This window comes from Tateyamaria sp. Alg231-49 (assembly GCF_900143535.1).
Lineage (GTDB): Bacteria > Pseudomonadota > Alphaproteobacteria > Rhodobacterales > Rhodobacteraceae > Tateyamaria.
Window position 1 is genome coordinate 1 of sequence record NZ_FRFA01000013.1, and the last position, 19,875, is coordinate 19,875.

A 19,875-nucleotide genomic window follows, 5' to 3' on the forward strand; every position below is an offset into this window, starting at 1 on the left:
GTCTTGCCTGACCCGCCCTTGAAGTTGATCACGGTGATCACTTGCAGGTGGTTGTCGTCCCGACGGCCGGGCAGATAGGTGCCGGGGGATTTTGCCCCTTTTTCGAGCATTTGCCGCAAGCTGAGGATATCCTGCGGCGTGTAGTGCCGCCGCCCGCCTGCGCGAATTTCAGGTTCGGGGCCACGGCCATCCAGGTGCAGTTTGCGCAGGTATGCGTCCTTGACCCCGAGAAGGTCCGCGACCTCACCCGAGGTGAAAGTGCGCAGGGTGCGCTGTGCGTCGGGCGGAAAAAGTTGTTCGCGGTGCGCTTGCAACCGTTCAGAGAGCCACGCGGCATGCGCGCCGACAAGGGTGTCGATGCGAGTATCGATGGGTGTGACATGCTTTTGCATGCGTCTCCTGCCTGTTCCTGTCTGGTTCGGATTTGGTCCGAACACCTGCCGTGTTTGGGCGTTTTGCCGCCCTTTTGTTATTGTGCAGGTTTCCCTGCGGTGCCAGTGTTCCAGTGCCCGCATCCGCACGTTTAGCATCGGTTGGATTGCGTGAGTTACGCTGGAAGGCGTTTTATTCAGTCTCTAGCGTAAATGGTTTACGGGTTTTTACAATTCCCGCAAGGGTTTTCTAAATGTTGTGTTTTGACCCTGTGTTGCCCTTAGGGCAGCCAGTCCACACGCTAAACGGGTGCACATGCTCAAAGGTCACAGTTTAAATGGTTTTCTTGCCGCGAGGGACGTAAAAGATTTGCGACAAAGGGCCCAACATGGTTCTCTGCATTTAACTGAATTCTAATCAAATCCATATGGGTATTATAATGGCCAAGTTTGACTCCGATCTGATCCAAGCCGGTATTCGCCAACGCAGCCTGCGCAAACACTGTAGGGTGGGCCGGGCGACCGAACTGGTGTTTGTGTTGGCGACAGGGGTGATGCTGGCTGTTGGTGGAGGTGCGCAGGCGCAGGATTGGGACGGCTCTGTCAGTAATAACTTCGCAAACGCCAACAATTGGAGCACCAACACGGTGCCTGATTCATCGGGAATTGTGACCATTACCAACAATACGACTAACAGTACCCGTATTTCCACTGCCGAAGATGTGGACACAACAACGATTAGCGGGACAGGCGACCTAACCATCGCCAACTCTGGCTCGCTCGATTCAAGCACAACCGTTCAGGGCGGCTCTTTAACGGTGGCGGGCACCCACACAGGCAGCGTTACCGTTGAGACAGTTGGGACTGCCACCGTCAATGCAGCTGGGGTCGTAACCGACACGGTGAATAACTCTGGCACAGGAAGCAACGCGGGCGTCATCAACGCGTTGGACAATGATGGCGGCACCTTCACCAACTCCGGCACTGTGACCACGACCACCACGGTTGGCGGCGGCACGGTGACCAACACCGGCACTCTGACCGGAGCAACGACGGTGAGCGGCGGTACTCTGGACGTTGACGGCGGCACAGTCGGTTCAGTGATTGTGGACTCCGGCAACCTTGATGTGGACGGCGGCACCATTGCATCTTTGGATGTGAACGGCGGCACGCTCAACTCGGTTGCGGGTACGGCACAGGTGATCGGTGCGACGACAATTGACAATGCAACTTTGTTCCATTCGGGCGGTGCTACTCTAGGCGCCGTGACAGTTGGTGCGTCTGGCGGGGCGGGCTTGTACGACTTTGGCGACGGGACGGCGGCAACATTGAATATCCTGACCGGCGCAAATGCCCTTTTAGGTGTTAACGCCGATGTGACGGGCAGTGTGACAAACGCCGGCAGTCTGAGCTTTGGCCAAACTATGATGGGCTCTCTCGACAATAATACCGGCGGGGTTGTGACCGTTTTAACCGGTGGCACTGTTGACACTGGCGTGACAAACGCCGGTACCATAAATATCAACGGGGGCACGTTGACCGTAACGGCCGGCGGCACCACAAACGAAAGCGGCGGTGTCTTAACCATCGCCGACGGTGCGACCCTCGCCTCAGACACCACCAACCAGGCGGGCGGCGATCTGAATGTAGACGGCACGCTCACCGGCGACCTGAACACGGCGGGCGATGCGGATGTGGGGGCCTCTGGCTCTGTCTCTGGCACAGTGACCAACTCGGGCACCGGGTCCAGCAACGCGGGCACCATCAACGCGTTGGACAATGATGGCGGCACGTTCGACAACTCCAGCACTGTGACCACCACGACGACCGTCGATGGCGGCACCGTCACCAACACAGGCACGATGACCGGACTTGCCACCGTGAACGGTGGTACTCTTTCTTCCTCCGGTGCGTTGACGGCAGGCGCCAATAATAATGGTAGCGGCACGCTGAACATCACCGGCGGCACATCCGGCGCAATAGGAAACGCGGGCACTCTGGAACTGTCCGGCGGCACTACGGCATCCGTAACGCAACTCGCGGGCACCACCACAGCGTTTGGCAACGCAATTGTCTCTGGCGCAACCGCCATCAACGGGGGATCTCTGGAAGTTAACGGGACGTTTACGTCGAACACGGTAACCACCGCCGGCAATGTGAACATCATCGGTGGCGGCAACCTGATAGCGGCGACGACAGTCCAGAGCGGCGGTAATCTCTCCATTTCAAGCATCAGCACACACACGGGCAATGTGGTCGTCGAGTCAGGTGGCATATTTGGCACTTTTGGCACCATGGATGGAACCGTGGACAACAGCGGTACCGCGAGAATTGAAGGCGGTACGTCCGGCGACGTGACCAACGCGGGCAGTCTTGAACTGTCTGGCGGCACCACGGATTCGGTGACGCAAAGCGCGGGATCCACCACAGTGACCGGCGCCGCAACCGTCGCTGGCCTGACCGACATTACCGCAGGCTCACTGACCGTCAATGCGGGGCAAACTCTGACCGCAACCGGCGGCCTCAACATCGACAACGGTGCGACAGGCGCCATCAACGGCACCGTCGATATTGGAGCTTCGTCAATCATCGCCGGTGACGTAACAGGCACCGGCACATTGAATGTGGTCGGCGGCGGCACCACCATCGACGGGACCGTGACTGGCACCAACATGACCATTGCGCTGCTCGCGTCATCCACCAACAATGGGACTGTCGCCGCAGTCGGCAACGCAGGTGTCTTTATCAACAACGGCACTGCAGGTGCTGTGACAAACACCGGGGATCTCATCCTCAACGCCAGCACGACCGATAGCGTGACGCAGAATACATCAGGTGCCGCAACGACAACTGTGAACGGTGACGCGACAGTGAACGGCACGACGAACATCGACACTGGGTCGCTGACCGTGAGAGGCCCGAACACGCTGACCGCGACAGGTGGCGTGGACATCGCAGCCGCCGCCGCGCTGACCGTCCAAGCTGGAGCGACAATCGCTTCGGGTACAATTACCAATGCCAGCACCGCAGGTTCCACCAATGACGGGACCGTGGGTGCGGTCACCAACACAGGAACATTCACCAACACCAACATCGCCGGTGCTGTGAGCAACTCGGGCACGTTCGGGAACACCGGAACCGTGGCGTCGCTGATCAACTCGGGCGGCGAGTTCACCAACACCGGTGGAACCATCACAGGCACGGCAAGTGTCACGGGCGGCACGCTGGACATGGACGGTGGCGCAGCGGGTGCAACGACCAACTCAGGCGGCGTTGTGGAACTGTCAGGTGGCGCAGTTATGGCGAGCCTCACTCAGTCTGGTGGCGCGTTGACCACGATTGATGGTCCAGCCACAGTGAACGGTCTGACCAACATAACCACCGGCACTCTGGATGTTCAGAGTGGCCAGACCCTGATCGCATCGGGCGGGGTGGACATGGCGGGTGGCACCACATTGAACCTGCCCGGGACCATCACCGGCAATGTGACCAGCGCCGGTACAATCAATGCGACAGCGGGGGCCCCTACCGTCGCTGGCGACCTGACAAGTAGCGGCCAACTGAACCTGAGTGGGTCGTCAGCTAACTCAATCAGGGTAGACAACAATGCGGTGCTCGGGGGCAATATTACGATTGCTGCGGGTCCGGGCGCTGTGGTGAGCGGCCTCGATGTGGGCGGCAATATCAGCGGGAACGTTGCACTGACACTGGGCAGCAACGCTGGTGCAACCAGCCTCGACAACGCCGTGTTTGCTAACTTTGGCGGTGCAAGCAGCCTCAACGTCAATTCGCTAAACAATTTCCAAAGCGTCATTGGCGCTGGTCTGGATCTTGCAGTGATCGACAATGGTGCCGGGCAGTTGGTCTTCTCGGAAACTGTCAGTAACTCGGTCAACAGTGTTGCGGCGACTGTCGGCCTGACGCAAACGCTGGTCAACACGGTCGTGAACAGGCCTACCAGCCCATTTGTGGCGGACCTCGCGGCTGGAGCCGAAGAAGACCCTTGTGGCCCTGGTGTATGGACCCGTATCACCGGTGGTACTGCAGAAGCAGATGGTTCGTTTATCGACGTTGAAGCGGACGAAGCCGGAGAATCTCCGGTTAAACTGGACTACTATGGCCTGCAGTTCGGTGGTGACTTTGCCTGCTTTGGCGGTCACTACAACGGCTGGGACCTCGCCTTTGGCGGCATTGGTGGTTTCAACATCGGTGACAGCACAAGTACGGCCTTTGACAACAACGGTAATCTGGAAGGCACTCTGTCGAGCGACTTTACGCAACGATATGCAGGCGTCTACATGACTGCGGCGCGCGGTCGCTTTTTTGCAGACCTCCAGTATCGCTACGAAGACACGGAGCTTGAAAGCTCGAACGTTTCAAATGGCGGCAGTTTGGGTGACTTTAGCACAGAGTATGACAACAAGGGACAAACCCTGTCTGGCGCGGTCGGGTATTCTTGGCAGGTTGCGGATAACCCAGGCCTGACGTTTGTCTCGTCTGCTGGGTTCTCGTTGTCCAGAAACGAGACGGACGACGTTGATTTGGGAGGTGGCAACATCCTCACCTTTGAAGACGGCGACAGCCAGGTAGGTTTCCTTAGTGCGTCGATTGCGAACACAGTTATTCGTCCAGATGAAATCAGTCTGCTCAGCTATTTTGGCACTGCAACAGTTTACAATGACTTTGCCAGTGACAGGATAGCATCCTTTGGCGGTCGCGAGATTGCGATTGAAAACCTAGGCGCCTACGGCGAAGTCAGCCTCGGCGTGAACTACCTCACATTGCTGAGCCCCGGTCAGGCGGGCAATGCGCGTCAGTTGAACGCGTCGCTCCGTGTGGATGCGCGGTTCAGCAGCGACATCGAAAGCTATGGCCTCACAGGTCAGCTGCGCCTGCAGTGGTGATCAAACGACCATTGAGACAAAAGCGGGGCGTCCAGACAGGGCGCCCCGTTTTTTGTTGGCGACGGCATCGACCGAACTGATCATGGCCAAATTGAAGAACGGAGGGCATAGCGACCTTGAGGTTGATAAAGTGACCAAATCCCAATGCGGATTGCGCGCCCCGCAAGTAAGAGAAACGCGATAACTGTGGCTGAGGATTTCAAGTGATTCAGCTTTATGCTGCCATTTGGCGGGTCAGTGGGCCACGCCAGATCGTTCTTATCCTTCTTTCAGTGGCCATTGCAGCGCTTGCCGCTGCGCCATTGAAGTTTCAGCAGGATATCGTGAACCTTCTGACATATGGACCGTTTGAGACATCGAAGCTGTTTCTTCTTGGTGGCGGTATGATGGCCGTGATTTTGGTCAGCTTGGGTCTGAAGTGGGTCATGGGATATCGGTCTCAATTGCTTGGTGAGGATGTTATTCGTCTCATTCGGAGCAGGCTTCTTATCGGCGCGGCCAATGAAGAAAAATCGAGCGGCCGAATTCGCACCGGTACTTTGTCCACAGCCATTTCGGCAGAGGCTGAAGAACTTGGGAAATTCACGGGCGGAGCCTTTTCCGAACCTGTGATGCAAGTTGGCACTTTGATCAGTGTTATTGGGTTTGTTGCCTCCACCCAGCCCGGCCTAGGCTTGGTCGCGCTGTCGATGATCGCGCCTCAGGTCATTATCGTGCTTTTGACCCAGCGCAAGGTAAACGCTTTGCTGGCCGAACGCGTTCGTATTCTGCGTTGTGCGACGGACCAGATCACGGCGACTGAACTAAAAGACGCTGTACAGACCGTTCTTGGGGAATTTGATCAAATCTACAATGTCCGAAGAACAATGTTCAGGTGGAAGGTATCGACCAAGTTTCTTCTCAGTTCTATCAACGGAGCAGGTACTGTTCTTGTCTTCATGCTGGGTGGAGCGATGGTCATTGACGGAAAAACGGACGTCGGAACTGTTGTCGCCGCCACCTTGGGGCTTTCCAGACTTCAGGGTCCAACGACATATCTTATTTCTTTTTACCGGGAAGTCAGTTCAAACCGGGTCAAATTTGAACTTCTGAGGGGACTGAACTTGCATCAAGAATGATCCTCCCGCTTCATTCTGTAAGGCGGGGCCTGTAACCGGACAGGTATAGAACCATGATGGCGCTCGGCTGATCTGGCCTTGACCTAGAGCGAGTCCAGCGCCTGCGCGTAACGCCGCGAAAACGCATCAATGAAAGCATCCAGCATCCCGTTTTCGCCTTGCGCGGCGCGGGCAGCCCAGCGTTTTTCGTACTCTTCCCAAGACTTGCGTGCCCCGCTGCCCAAACGGCCGCCGCCCGCGTCTTTTTCGATTTCCTTTGGTGCCAGCCCTTCGAGCATGTCCGCGAGCGCGGGTTGGATCGCGGCCATCATTGCCTTTTGGTGCTGGCGGATGTCGGCGAGCGCGTTGTCGAACCCGTCGGGACCTGTCTGATAGCCATCACGCGGCTGCACGAACAGCGCCAGAAACGCTTCATCCGGGTCCGCCATGAACTTCATCGGGTTGTTGCCGCTGGCAATCCGCATGGTCCGGTCATCGTTGGCCACAAAGAGTTTCACCGCCGAGCGGTCCTGCAGCATGTGCATCATTTCCTGCGTGCCCATTCGCGCGCATTTGCCCAGCATCACGCCAAGGTCGTGAAGGTCAAATCCAAGCTGGTCGGCGTCAGGAATCCCGGCGCCTTCAAGGAACCCCTCAAGCAGTGCGTTGGTCGCAGGCTCTGGAGCGGGGGCCGGAACGGGTTCTGGTTTCGCTTCTACTGGGACGGGGGCCGGTGGCTCAGCCGCGATTGGGGCAGGGCGGGGTGCTGCGGTTTCGGCAAAGCGTTCACCCAACCCGCGCGGCGTCAGATCTGTGCGTTCGACAACAGGCTGGACCGGCGTCTCGACCGGATCCGGAAGAACGACCGGCGCGGCCGTGGGATCTGTGGGCAGAAAGGGGCTGGTCCGTTCAGGCGCGGGCGCTTCGCCTGTGGGCGTTGGCGCGGGGCCGGTTTGGGGCACCGGAGGGGCCTCGAACGCGGGAGCTTCATTGACCTGCGCCGGGGTTGGCGGCACAACGCCCGCGTCAACCGGAGCGGCGGCAGGCGGTGTGGGTTCCGGGGCGGCGGCTGGTTCTGCCTTGTCCGCTGTAGCCCCACCGGTCAAGCCCAGCAGATCATCATCAAAGTCGTCAGGGATCGGAGAGGCGGACGGGGCCGGGTTTGCCATAGGTGGCAATGACATCCCCGGTCTCTGCACACCGGCTGCACCCGTGCTTCCTCCCTGAAATCTGGAAAAGTCCGGGGCCTGAGCGCCGCTGCGTCCCGGTGGTGTGGATGAGGCCGCAGGTACATTGCGTGGTGGCATAGATGTCGCGGCGGGCACATTTCGTGGACCCGGGGTCGGCGGCATGCTCACCCCACCGCCACCTGTGGGCGGGGCCTGCACGCCTTGCGCGCCAGTGATCTGCGGTATCGATACTTCTTCGGTCGCGATATCAACTGCCACGATGTAGCTGCCGATACGGATGGTGTCGCCATTTTCCAGCGCGCGTTTGCCTTCGATCCTGGCCGTGGTCCCGTTTATGAAGGTGCCGTTTGTCGACACATCTTCAATCATGTAGCCCTCGCCTTCATAGGTGATGCTTACATGGCGGCCCGAGATAAAGCGGGTGTTGTCGGGCAGCGACCAGTCGTTTTCCTTTTTGCGCCCAATGCTGATGCCTTTGCCGAGGACAGAAATGTCTTCGGGCAAGTCCCCTGCCGCATCCGACCGGTTTTCGATTCGCAACGTCAGCCTGTCCATCGGGTGGTCGTATCCTTTGTGACGGGTGCGCGGGCCATGGCCTGCGTTAGTTGAGGCGGAACAGCCCTGCGGCTCGGTCCAGCACGAAATCAAGGCTTTCGGCCCGGTGTTCTGTGCGCATCTGCCCAACAGCACGCATCACGGCTGAACTGATTGCACGGGGCCCGCGCCAGGCTGGGACAGTGACCAGATCATTGGGCGCAAGCGGCCCGCCGGACCACCCCACACCAAGGCCCAGATACACAACCGGGGACCGGCGCGGGGCGAACATGGCCAGCTGCAGCGCGTTCCAGCGGTTTTCAGAACTGCCGTCGGCAACCCAGTCTGAAACAAGATTCATCAGTTTTGTGTCTTCGGGCGCCATGTCGGGGATCAGCGAACTCACGCATTCCATCCCCCATTTGACCCCAGCCTTGGCATCCAGCGCAAAGGCGGTGAATGTCACCGCTTCTTCCGGAGTGCTTGAGGCGCGCAGGCGTTCAAGAAACCCGCGATAGCCTTCGTCCGCTTCGGGTGCCGTTTCGATAAACTTGGCGATCTCTGGCATTTCTGCAAAGAGATCCCCCACCCTATCAAAGCGAATGGCCCGTGCCGGAGGCAAGGTTTGTTCAGAATTCAGATCGTCCATCGCGGCCGTCATATGAAATATTGCTTAATCACAAAGACAACTGTGCGATGCGCGCGGGCGCAGGTCAATGTTTTGAACACCGATTTGCCGATCAAAAGACAAGGAATGTGTTCAATCAGGCGGTTCACGCAGCATTGTTACATAGGAACGCCCCAAACGCATTAAAAGGTATGAAATACCCCCATAAGATTACACGTCCTTTCCCTAGCCATATCGATTTTCTGTGATAAGCTGTTTCTTGCTCAGATACTTATGAGCACAAATATTCACAACGGCTCGAGTGACGCTGGGGGATTTATGGACTTAGACGCGCTTCTTCAAAGTCATGGAGACGACGCACCGAGCGGCGAAGATCTGGAGTATGATCCGGTCTTTACCGAGTTAGAGATCGCGGCAACCCACGGCGAAGAACGTCAGATGGGCGACGAGATTCTTCCGCCCGAAGACCCCGACTATAAAGAAGTCGCCGCCAAGGCGCTTGAGATCATGGAACGCAGCCATGATCTGCGCGCCGGCATTTTTCTGGCCGAGGCGCAATTGCGTCTCAAAGGCTTTCCCGGCTTTGCTGATGCGACATCTTATGTTGCGCGCTGTCTGGATGAATACTGGTCGTCGTGCCATCCGCAACTGGACCCTGATGACGATGATGATCCCACCATGCGGATCAACGCCATCCTGACCCTGATTGACGACGCTCGCATCCTGCGCGGAGTGCGCCGCGCGCCTTTGACCCAAAGCCGCACCTTTGGCGCCATCAGTCTGCGCGAGATTGCGGTCGCCGATGGCGAGTCTACTCCGACTTCGGATATGGAAAACGTTGTCGATTCGGGCCAGGTCTCGGCTGCTTTTCAGGACACCGACGAAGATGTGCTGCGCGGCATTTCTGAAGCAGTCGGTCGCGCGTTGTCTAATGTCACCGCAATCAGCGCCAAGTTTGATGAAATGACACCGGGGCAGGGCCCGGATATCGACCCCCTTATCAAGTTGCTCAAGAAGGCCAACGGCAAGATTGCTGGCGCATTGGGCGAGCCTGCTGGTGATATGGGCAGCGAAGAAGAAGGCGACATGGATGCAGGCGGCGGTGGCGGCGGCCCTGCCCAACCTGTGAGCAGCGGCGGAACGGGTGCTATTAACACCCCTACCGATGTTCAGAATGCGCTTGACCGCATAATCAGTTACTATGAGCGTGCAGAACCATCGAGTCCTGTCCCGCTTTTGCTGGAACGTGCGAAAAAACTTGTCGGCGCGGATTTTATGACCATCGTGCGCGATATGGCCTATGACAGCGTAGATCGTGTCAACATGATCGGTGGGATCAGCGACGACGAATAGAGACGAATTGAACTGAATAAAACTTTGAACCCCGGTGTTAAGGGTTCAAGCAAAGCAAGAAGTTTGCGAAGGAGAAACGGGACATGGCGAGTTCACAGAAATTCATTGCGCGCAACCGCGCGCCCAGGGTTCAGATCGAATATGATGTTGAACTGTATGGTGCAGAGAAGAAGGTGCAGCTGCCTTTCGTGATGGGCGTCATGTCCGATCTTGCGGGCAAGTCCGAAGTGCCACAACCCGGCATTGCCGATCGCAAATTCCTTGAGATCGACGTCGACAACTTTGACGAGCGTATGAAGTCCATGGCCCCTCGTGCCGCATTCACCGTTCCCAACACGCTGAGCGGCGAAGGAAATATGGCTGTCGACATGACCTTTGAGTCCATGGACGATTTCAGCCCAGCCGCCATCGCGGCCAAGGTTGAGCCCCTTGCAGAACTGCTGGATGCGCGCACACAGCTGAGTAACCTTATGACATACATGGATGGCAAATCCGGAGCCGAAGACCTGATCGCCAAGATCACCCAGGACCCTGCTCTGCTCAAAACCCTTGCCGCCCAACCCGCCCCCAAGGCGGACAGCGAAGATCAGGAGTAAACGATGGCCGAACTTGAAACAGAAGCAGCCGGTGGTGAAGAGGCGACGGCCTTTGGTTCCTCCGACTTTGAGAATCTGCTGAAGAAAGAATTCCGTCCCAAGTCCGATCAGGCAAAGACGGCTGTGGAACAAGCGGTCAAAACGCTGGCCGAGCAGGCGCTGGCCAACACGGCCTTGGTTTCGGACGACGCCCTGCGCACCATCGAAAGCATCGTCGCCCAGATCGACCAGAAGCTGACCGAACAGGTCAACGAAATCCTGCACCACCCCGATTTCCAGCAGATGGAAAGCGCGTGGCGCGGTCTGCATTACCTCGTCAACAACACCGAAACCGACGAGATGCTGAAAATCCGGGTCATGAACATCTCCAAAAAGGACATGCACAAGACCCTGCGCAAATACAAAGGCACCGCCTGGGATCAATCCCCCATCTTCAAGAAGATCTACGAAGAGGAATTTGGTCAGTTTGGTGGTGAACCTTATGGTTCGCTGGTTGCTGACTACCACTTTGACCACTCTCCACCAGATGTGGAACTGCTGGGCGAAATGTCCAAGATCGCTGCTGCGGCCCACGCCCCACTGATCACCGGTGCCAACCCGACCCTGTTCCAGATGGACAGCTGGTCAGAACTGGCCAACCCGCGCGATCTGACCAAGATTTTCCAAACCCCGGAATATGCGTCCTGGCGTTCGCTTCGTGAAAGCGAAGATGCCAAGTATGTCGGTCTGGCGATGCCTCGTTTCCTCGGTCGGTTGCCTTATGGCTCCAAAACCGATCCGGTTGAGGATTTCGCGTTTGAAGAAGACACAGACGGGTCAGATCACAGCAAATATGGCTGGGTCAACGCGGCCTACGGCATGGCGGTCAACATCAACCGCTCCTTCAAGGAGTATGGATGGTGTTCGCGAATCCGCGGGATTGAATCCGGCGGTGCTGTCGAAGGTCTGCCAAGCCACACCTTCCCAACAGATGACGGTGGTATCGACCAGAAGTGCCCCACCGAAATCGCCATTTCGGATCGCCGCGAGGCGGAACTTGCCAACAATGGCATGATGCCTCTGATCCACCGCAAGAATTCGGACCTTGCCGCCTTCATCGGGGCGCAGTCACTGCACAAGCCCGCTGAATACGACGATCCGGATGCCACGGCCAACGCAAACCTTGCTGCGCGTTTGCCGTACCTGTTCGCCACCTGCCGGTTCGCCCATTACCTTAAGTGTATGGTGCGGGACAAAGTCGGCTCCTTCAAATCGCGTGGTGCGATGGAGGTCTGGCTGCAGGAATGGATCAACCAATATGTTGATTTCAATTCGGAGTCGTCTCCGGAAGAGGTCAAGGCCCGCCAGCCTTTGGCCGCAGCCGAAGTCGTCGTCGAGGAGGTCGAAGGGAACCCAGGGTATTACAGTTCAAAGTTTTTCCTACGGCCACATTACCAGTTGGAAGGTCTTAGCGTCTCATTGCGCCTGACCTCCAAACTCCCCAGTGAGAAGGGATAATCCTACTCACTTTTTTCTTAACGACCCGACCCTTAACTCTAAGAAAGGTACACTAACATGTTTGACGCATTCTGCTATTTCCTGGCGCCGCCCACCGAATGCAAAGGTGAAACCCAAGACGTGGATATGAAAGCAAAGGGTGCATTTGAAATCCTGAGCTTTGAAATCGGCGCGGAAAACAACATCAACATCGGTTCTGTGACCGCTGGCGGTGGTGCCGGTAAAGCGACGTTCAAGGAACTGACCGTCACCAAGAAAACAGACACGGCTTCCGCTGCGATGTTCAGCTCGCTGTGCAAAGGTGACCACTATGATGACATGATCATCGAACTGCGCCGCTCGGGTGGTGTGTCCGACACCGGCAAGTCCGGCAAGACATTCCTCAAGTGGGAATTCAAACTGGTCATGATCCAGGACATCAGCTGGTCCGGTTCGGACGGTGACGACATCTGCGAAGAGACTGTTGTGATGCAGTACGGCGCGATGAAAGTGACCTACACAGCGCAGGACAAGCAAGGCAAGGACGCCGGTGTCAAGACGGCCGAATGGAGCCGCGTCAAGAACCAGGCGAACCTCGCCGTCTAAGGTTCGCGCTTTTTGCGACCCCACAAGACATTGGCAGGCCCCGCTGTGGGCCTGCCTTTTCAAGAAAGACCATTGAAGGAGAGCCAGTGTGAGTGCCGAGGATCTATTAAAATCTGGTGATCTGGACGGCGCATTGGCCGCATTGCAGGACAGCATCCGCGCCGACGCCGCAAACCCTGCCCTGCGCATCTTTTTGTTCCAGTTGCTCAGTGTGCGCGGCGATTGGAAACGCGCAATCGCTCAACTGAAGCTGTCCGCCGAGATGAACGATCTCGCCACCCACATGGCGCAGACCTATCGCGAGGGCATCATTTGTGAGGTCTACCGCGAGAAAGTGTTCTCTGGCGAAAAAGACCCCCTGATTTTTGGCGAACCAGAAGAGTGGATCGCCCTGATGGTAGAGGCGATGAAGGCCAATGTTGCGGGCAACGCAGACCAAGCCGCCGAAATCCGAGCCCGCGCGTTCGACGCCGCCCCAACCGTATCAGGCCGTCTGAACGGAGAGCCGTTCGAGTGGATTGCCGATGCAGATATGCGTCTTGGCCCGCTTCTCGAAATTGTCGTCAACGGCCGCTATTTCTGGATGCCCTTTACATCCATCGCAAAGGCGAAGTTCGAAGATCCGATTGATCTGCGTGATGCCGTCTGGACCCCTGCCGAGATCAAGTTGGCCAATGGCGGTGATATCGTTGCCCTGATCCCGACCCGATATGCCGGCACTGTTGCCGAAGGGAATGACGTTGAAAAACTGGCCCGCGCCACACAGTGGAAAGATGTGGGCGCCGATACCTATGTCGGTTTGGGTCAACGCCTGCTGACCACCGATCTGGGTGATACGGCCCTGATGGATGTCCGCTTGCTGGAATTGGATGTCGAGATCCCCGAAGAGGCGCAAGCGCCCGAGGCGACCCAAGAGGACGAGGGCTGATCCATGTCTGACCGCATGATCGCCGAACGTCTGCAGCCCTCCTTGTTGGATCGGTTGACGGATGATGACCCGTTTGAGGTCAAGGAAACCCGCGACAGCCGGGTGATTGATCTGCGTCAGTTGCGCGACATCCTGCAACGCGACCTGAGCTGGCTGCTCAACACCTCGAACAATTCGAACATGATAGACGAAGAGACCCACCCCAACACTGCCAAGTCAGTGCTGAACTACGGTATCACCGATGTGGCCGGGGATTATTCGACCATCGAACGCGCACAATTGATGCGCAAGTCTATCGTCGCCGCAGTGCAAGCATACGAACCGCGCATCCACCCCGGATCGCTGACGGTCAAGCTGCGCGCCGATGAAGTAAACCGCCAGTCTGTTGTGTCCTTTGACATCCGCGCTGACATGTGGGCCCAGCCCCTGCCCATCGAGTTGTATCTGCGCAGTCAGGTCGATGTGACCACAGGAGAGCTTGAGCTGGAAAGGATCGGCTGACCGTTCATGGATACCAGACTGCTGAAACACTACGAAGGCGAACTGGCCTATATGCGCGACATGGGCGCAGAGTTCGCGCAGGCCTTTCCCAAGATTGCGTCTCGTCTGGGCATGGACGGTGTCGAGGTGGTCGACCCTTATGTTGAGCGCCTTTTGGAAGGTGTCGCGTTTCTGTCAGCGCGTGTGCAGCTTGAGTTGGAGTTGCAGTATCCGTCACTGACCTCGCATTTGCTGGAAATCGTCTATCCCCATTATCTGTGCCCGCAACCGTCCATGATGGTCACAGCATTTGAGCCGGATATGCAGAACGCGTCCCTTGAAGATGGCTACACCATCGAACGCGGGTCCGAATTGCGCTCTGTTCTGGGCGAGGATGACACCACCTCGTGCGTTTTCCGCACGTCATCGGATGTCACCATGTGGCCCATCAAGATCACCGAGGCCGAGTATATCGACGGGCGCGGTGAACTGGTCGCCGCCGGTGTGGCGCGCGAGACCGAGGCGCGTGCTGGCATTCGTCTGCGTCTGGCCCGCCATGCTGATCAGCCCATTTCCGAACTGTCTCTGGACAGCCTCATGCTGTTTCTCAATGGCTCGGAGGGCAAGAATTGGGAACTGCACGAATTGCTGAGCACGCAGGTGACCGGCATCCTTGGTCGATCAACCGACCGACGTGCGGACTGGGTTGCTGATCTGCCAAATGGTGCGGTGGTCCCGCGCGGATTTGAGCGGGACGAGGCCCTGTTGCCCACACCCCAGCGCAGCTTTGACGGTTATCGGTTGTTGCAGGAATATTTTGCAATGCCGGAACGCTATCACTTTGTCGAACTGACCGGCCTGTCTATGGCAATCGACAAGGCAAAGGGCGCAGATGTCGACATCTATATTCTGTTGCGCAATGGCGATCCCGAAATCGCATCGGGTGTGACACCCGAAGCATTCACCCTGAATGCGACCCCGGCCATCAACCTGTTCCGCAAGCGGTGTGACCGCGTTCATATCACCCCGGCCGTGACAGAACATCACGTCGTCGCGGACCGTACTGCCCCTCTGGATTACGAGATCTTTGCGCTTGAGGGCGTTGTGGGTGTGTCTGGGGAAGGCAAGGACGATGTGCCGTTCCGCCCATTCTATTCCGCCGATGATCTGACCGCCGCCGGAGAGACCCACGCCGCCTATTTCACCCAAACCCGCAAGATGCGTCAGCGTGCCGAGAAGGAGCGTTTGAAGGGTGTCCGCACCTCGTACCTTGGGTCAGAAACCTATGTCACATTGGTGGATGATCACCAGGCGCCGTTTGACGCGCAACTGGATCAGTTGGCAGTGCAGGCGATGGTGACCAATCGCGATCTGCCCTTGTTGTTGCCGACAGGTGCCAAGGATGTGTTTCACTTGCCCGGCGGTGGCCCGGTGGCCCATATCACGACGCCCGTCAGCCCGACGCGGCCACGCCCGTCATTGGGGCAGGGGGATACCGCGTGGCGTCTGATTTCGCATCTGTCGCTCAATTATCTTTCTATCGCAGACAATGATGCCAACAACAGCGGCGCCGCCCTGCGCGAGATGATCGGGACCTATGTGCCGGCAGGCGACAAGGTGCTGGAAAAGCAGCTTGAAGGCCTAAGTTCTGTGTCGACCCGCCCAATTGTGCGCCGCATGGCCGATGAGGTGCTGTCCACTGCCGTGCGCGGGCTGGAAGTGTCGATTACTTTCGACGAAAGCTTTTTCGAGGGCACCAGCGCCTATGCGATGGGCGCCGTGCTTGAACGTTTTTTCCATAAGTATGTCTCGTTGAACAGTTTTACCGAAACGGTGCTTGTCACCCAACAACGCGGGGAGATTACCCGATGGCGACCGGAAACCGGTCTGGGAAGGATTCTCTGACGCATCTTGAGCGGCTGACAGAGGCTCCTGAAAAGTTTCACTTCTTTCACGCCTTCCGGGTGCTGGAAGCGGCGTATCCAGACTCGGCCCGCATCGGCGAGGCCCGCCGTCCGCGTGAGGAACAGATACGCTTTGGGCAGGATGCCGACTTGCGCTTTGCGCCTTCGGCTATCTCAACCTTCGAACCCCCTAAGGGTAAAAAGCCCGGGCGTATGATCAACCGTTTCTTTGGGCTGTTTGGCCCGAATGGCCCGTTGCCTCTGCACCTGACTGAATTCGCGTCACAGCGCATTCGCCATCACCGCGACCCGACCCTCGTCTCTTTTGCAGACATGCTCACGCACCGCATAACGACGCTGTTTTATCGCGCGTGGCGGACGGGCCAACCAGCGGCCAGTTTTGATCGTAGCGAACGCGATGATTTTGAGTCCAAGGTTTCCGCTGTCGCGGGCTATCACGCCGAACAGATGCGTGGTCAAGACGCCATGCCTGACTTGGCCAAGCGCTATTTTGCGGGCCTGTTATCCCAAGGCACAAAGAATGCCGAAGGTTTGCAATCTATTCTTCAGGCCTTCTTTGGCGCACGTGTCGAGGTGATCCAATTCGTGGGGTGCTGGCTGGACCTTGAACCGGATGATCGCTGGCAAATGGGCGCCCCTGCACAACTCGGCCGTACCGCGTCGATCGGAGAACGGGTCTGGACCCGGTCGGCCAAGTTCCGACTGCGCATCGGCCCCCTCAGCTATGATGAATATCAGCGCTTGCTGCCCGGCACCGGGTCACTGGAGCGCTTGCGCTCCATTGTGCGCAACTATGTGGGCGACGCGCTGGACTGGGATGTGAACCTTGTGCTGCGCGCCGAAGACGTGCCCGAGCCCAAGCTGGGCCAAACAGTACGGCTGGGTCAGACCAGTTGGGTTGGAAATACAAAAAGAAAAAAGGACGCGGATGAATTGTATCTGGAGCCAAACGCCCAGACCGCGCCGATGATGGAAGGGACAACACCATGACAGAAATCAGCCGCGTTGCACTATTCGGCAAGCTGAACACGCTTGGATACAAGGCCATCGAGGGCGCCACTGTGTTCTGCAAGATGCGGGGCAACCCGTATGTCGAGGTTGTTCACTGGATGCACCAGATTCTGAACAATCAGAACAGCGATGTTCACATGATCATCAGCCATTACAAGTTGGACCCCGCCAAGATCGTAGAAGAGATCACTGCCGCCCTTGACGCGCTACCGCGCGGTGCGAGTTCGGTCAGCGATTTGTCCTCTCACCTTGAGGACGCGATGGAGCGGGCTTGGGTGTGGGGATCCCTTCTGTATTCCTCCAATCAGGTTCGCACCGGTCACATCATTCTGGGGATGCTTGAAACGCCGAGCCTCAAGAACATTCTGACCTCGATTTCGCCGACCATTGCCAGCATCAAACCTGACGATCTGGCTGATGACTTCCACAAGATCACCGATGGCTCACCTGAAGACGCGATGCGCCCGCAGGATGGATCAGTCACCGGTGGTGGCGCTGAACCCGGCGAAGCCTCTGGTGCATTGAAGCCCGGACAGGACGGCGGCGAGGCGCTCGATCAGTTCTGCACGGATCTGACCGAACAGGCCCGTAACGGAGAGATTGACCCCATCGTTGGTCGCGACGAGGAAATCCGCCAGATCGTCGACGTGCTGATGCGCCGCCGTCAGAACAACCCGATCCTGACGGGTGAGGCTGGCGTCGGGAAAACGGCTGTGGTCGAGGGATTTGCTCTGCGCATTGCCCGCGGTGATGTTCCGCCTGCTTTGCAAGACGTGCGATTGCTCGTGCTCGATGTAGGTCTGCTGCAGGCCGGAGCGTCCATGAAGGGCGAATTTGAGAACCGCCTGCGTTCAGTCATTGATGAGGTGCAGGCATCGACCACACCGATCGTGATGTTTGTCGATGAAACGCACACGCTGGTCGGGGCAGGGGGCGCTGCCGGAACCGGCGATGCGGCCAACCTGCTGAAACCTGCGCTGGCGCGCGGGACACTGCGCACAATCGGTGCGACCACTTGGGCCGAATATAAGAAACACATTGAAAAAGACCCCGCCCTGACCCGCCGTTTCCAGGTGGTGCATGTGGAAGAGCCCGATATTCCCAAAGCGATTTTGATGATGCGTGGCATCGCGGGCATGCTCGAAAAGCACCACAAAGTGCAGGTGTTGGACGAAGGCATCGAGGCGGCCGTGACTCTGTCCGCCCGCTATATCCCCGCACGTCAGTTGCCGGATAAATCCGTCAGCCTGATCGACACCGCCTGTGCCCGCGTGGCCGTCAGTCAACATGCGGTCCCCGCCCAAGTGGACGACAGCCAGCGACGGATTGAAGCGTTGAGCACTGAGTTGGACATCATTGGCCGCGACGAAACTGCCGGCTATGACGTGGGCGATCGTCGCGCTGCCATCGAAGCAGTCAAGGCCGAAGAAGAAGAGCGTTTGGTTGGTCTCAAGGCCAACTGGGAAGCGGAAAAGGCGCTTGTCTCTGAGATCATCGATTTGCGCGCCAAACTGCGCGCTGCCGGACAGCCGGTGGATGAAACGCACACGCCAGAAGGCATCGCCGCTGATGAGGCCGCAGAGACAGAAGTCCCTGCCGAAGCTGCCATGTCGGATGCAGATCGCGACGCGATCATGGCCAAGTTGAAGGAAAAGAATGCTGCCTTGATTGAACAGCAAGGTGACAACCCACTTATCCTGCCCATCGTGGATCATCAGGCCGTTGCGTCTGTTGTCGGCGACTGGACCGGCATCCCCGTGGGTCGCATGGTCAAGGACGAGATCGAGGTCGTTCTGAACCTCGAAGAGCATCTGGCCAAGCGCGTCATCGGGCAAGACCACGCGATGAAGATGATCGCCAAGCGCATTCAGACATCACGTGCTGGCCTTGATAACCCGTCCAAACCGATTGGTGTCTTCATGCTCGCCGGGACGTCCGGTGTGGGTAAGACGGAAACCGCGCTGGCACTGGCTGAGGTTCTCTATGGTGGTGAGCAGAACGTGATCACCATCAACATGTCCGAGTATCAGGAGGCGCACACGGTGTCCTCGTTGAAAGGGGCGCCTCCGGGCTACGTCGGATACGGCGAGGGCGGCGTGCTGACCGAAGCGGTGCGGCGCAAACCATATTCCGTCGTTCTGTTGGACGAGGTTGAAAAGGCGCACCCCGACGTACACGAAATCTTTTTCCAAGTGTTCGACAAGGGTGTGATGGAAGACGGCGAGGGCCGAGTGATCGACTTTAAGAACACGTTGATCCTGCTGACCTCGAATGCGGGCACGGACCTGATCATGGATATGTGCGCTGATCCCGAATTGATGCCTGACCCAGAGTCGATGGCCAAGGCGCTGCGCGAACCACTACTGAAAGTGTTCCCGCCTGCGTTGCTGGGCCGCTTGGTCGCCATTCCTTACTATCCGCTGTCCCCAGACATGATCGGCAAGATCACAGTGCTGCAACTCAACCGCATCAAAAAGCGGGTTGAGGCCGCGCATGGGGTCCCGTTCGAGTATTCCCAAGCCGTCGTCGACGAGATCGTGGACCGCTGTCAGGAACTGGAAAGCGGTGGCCGCATGATCGATGCCATCGTGACCAACACGATGCTGCCCGACATCTCGGCCGAGTTCCTACGCAGGATGATGGAGGGCGGTACAATCGACAAAGTCGCCATCGACGTCGAAGACAAGGTTTTCACCTACAGTTTCGAATAAGTTCAGCAGCCCAAGCGTTACAGTCGAAAGGAAAGCCCAATGCCCAAACATGTCGCAATGAACTT

At 57.7% G+C, this 19,875-nt stretch carries 14 protein-coding genes; 11 read left to right on the forward strand and 3 right to left on the reverse strand.

What is annotated here, in order from left to right:
• On the reverse strand, positions 1–392 hold a 392-nt coding region (locus DHN60_RS16840; RefSeq protein ID WP_159089255.1), incomplete at its 3' end, for a MerR family DNA-binding transcriptional regulator.
• A gap of 419 nt (positions 393–811) precedes the next feature.
• Here DHN60_RS16840 and DHN60_RS16845 point away from each other — a divergent pair.
• Together DHN60_RS16845 and DHN60_RS16850 are read left to right on the forward strand one after the other, a co-directional pair.
• Positions 812–5,275, forward strand: a complete 4,464-nt coding sequence (locus tag DHN60_RS16845; protein WP_108838497.1) for an S-layer family protein — start codon at positions 812–814, stop codon at positions 5,273–5,275.
• Between the two features lie 203 nt (positions 5,276–5,478).
• A complete protein-coding gene (locus tag DHN60_RS16850; protein ID WP_108838498.1) occupies positions 5,479–6,393 on the forward strand; it encodes an ABC transporter transmembrane domain-containing protein in 915 nt (304 codons plus the stop codon).
• Positions 6,394–6,476: 83 nt separating this feature from the next.
• Here the strand turns inward: DHN60_RS16850 and tagH are convergent, their stop codons facing one another.
• The gene (gene tagH, locus DHN60_RS16855) at positions 6,477–8,117 is read right to left on the reverse strand and encodes a type VI secretion system-associated FHA domain protein TagH (protein ID WP_108838499.1); all 1,641 of its coding nucleotides are present in this window, start codon (positions 8,115–8,117) and stop codon (positions 6,477–6,479) included.
• A 46-nt stretch (positions 8,118–8,163) separates the two neighbouring features.
• The gene (locus tag DHN60_RS16860; RefSeq protein WP_159089256.1) at positions 8,164–8,745 is read right to left on the reverse strand and encodes a hypothetical protein; all 582 of its coding nucleotides are present in this window, start codon (positions 8,743–8,745) and stop codon (positions 8,164–8,166) included.
• Positions 8,746–8,997: 252 nt separating this feature from the next.
• On the opposite strand from DHN60_RS16860, the gene tssA reads away from it, so the two are divergent.
• The 9 genes from tssA (at position 8,998) to tssH (ending at position 19,810) form a co-directional block, all read left to right on the forward strand.
• Positions 8,998–10,077, forward strand: a complete 1,080-nt coding sequence (gene tssA / locus DHN60_RS16865; protein ID WP_306416016.1) for a type VI secretion system protein TssA — start codon at positions 8,998–9,000, stop codon at positions 10,075–10,077.
• Between the two features lie 83 nt (positions 10,078–10,160).
• Positions 10,161–10,673, forward strand: a complete 513-nt coding sequence (tssB, locus tag DHN60_RS16870) for a type VI secretion system contractile sheath small subunit (RefSeq protein WP_108838501.1) — start codon at positions 10,161–10,163, stop codon at positions 10,671–10,673.
• Between the two features lie 3 nt (positions 10,674–10,676).
• Positions 10,677–12,170: a type VI secretion system contractile sheath large subunit gene (gene tssC / locus DHN60_RS16875; RefSeq protein ID WP_108838502.1), complete on the forward strand. Its 1,494-nt coding sequence runs from the start codon at positions 10,677–10,679 to the stop codon at positions 12,168–12,170.
• Positions 12,171–12,227: 57 nt separating this feature from the next.
• Entirely contained in the window at positions 12,228–12,755 is a 528-nt protein-coding gene (locus DHN60_RS16880; protein ID WP_108838503.1) for a type VI secretion system tube protein Hcp, read from the forward strand.
• Between the two features lie 88 nt (positions 12,756–12,843).
• Positions 12,844–13,683 carry a type VI secretion system accessory protein TagJ gene (locus DHN60_RS16885; protein ID WP_108838504.1) on the forward strand — a complete coding sequence of 280 codons (840 nt, stop codon included), beginning with the start codon at positions 12,844–12,846 and terminating at the stop codon, positions 13,681–13,683.
• A gap of 3 nt (positions 13,684–13,686) precedes the next feature.
• Entirely contained in the window at positions 13,687–14,184 is a 498-nt protein-coding gene (gene tssE / locus DHN60_RS16890; protein ID WP_108838505.1) for a type VI secretion system baseplate subunit TssE, read from the forward strand.
• A gap of 6 nt (positions 14,185–14,190) precedes the next feature.
• Entirely contained in the window at positions 14,191–16,068 is a 1,878-nt protein-coding gene (gene tssF, locus DHN60_RS16895) for a type VI secretion system baseplate subunit TssF (RefSeq protein WP_108838506.1), read from the forward strand.
• On the forward strand, positions 16,032–17,078 hold the full coding sequence (tssG, locus tag DHN60_RS16900; protein WP_108838507.1) for a type VI secretion system baseplate subunit TssG: 1,047 nt from the start codon (positions 16,032–16,034) through the stop codon (positions 17,076–17,078). Before tssF ends, tssG begins: the two co-directional genes overlap by 37 nt.
• A complete protein-coding gene (gene tssH / locus DHN60_RS16905) occupies positions 17,075–19,810 on the forward strand; it encodes a type VI secretion system ATPase TssH (protein ID WP_108838508.1) in 2,736 nt (911 codons plus the stop codon). The genes tssG and tssH overlap by 4 nt, the downstream gene beginning before the upstream one ends.
• Positions 19,811–19,875: the final 65 nt, after the last annotated feature.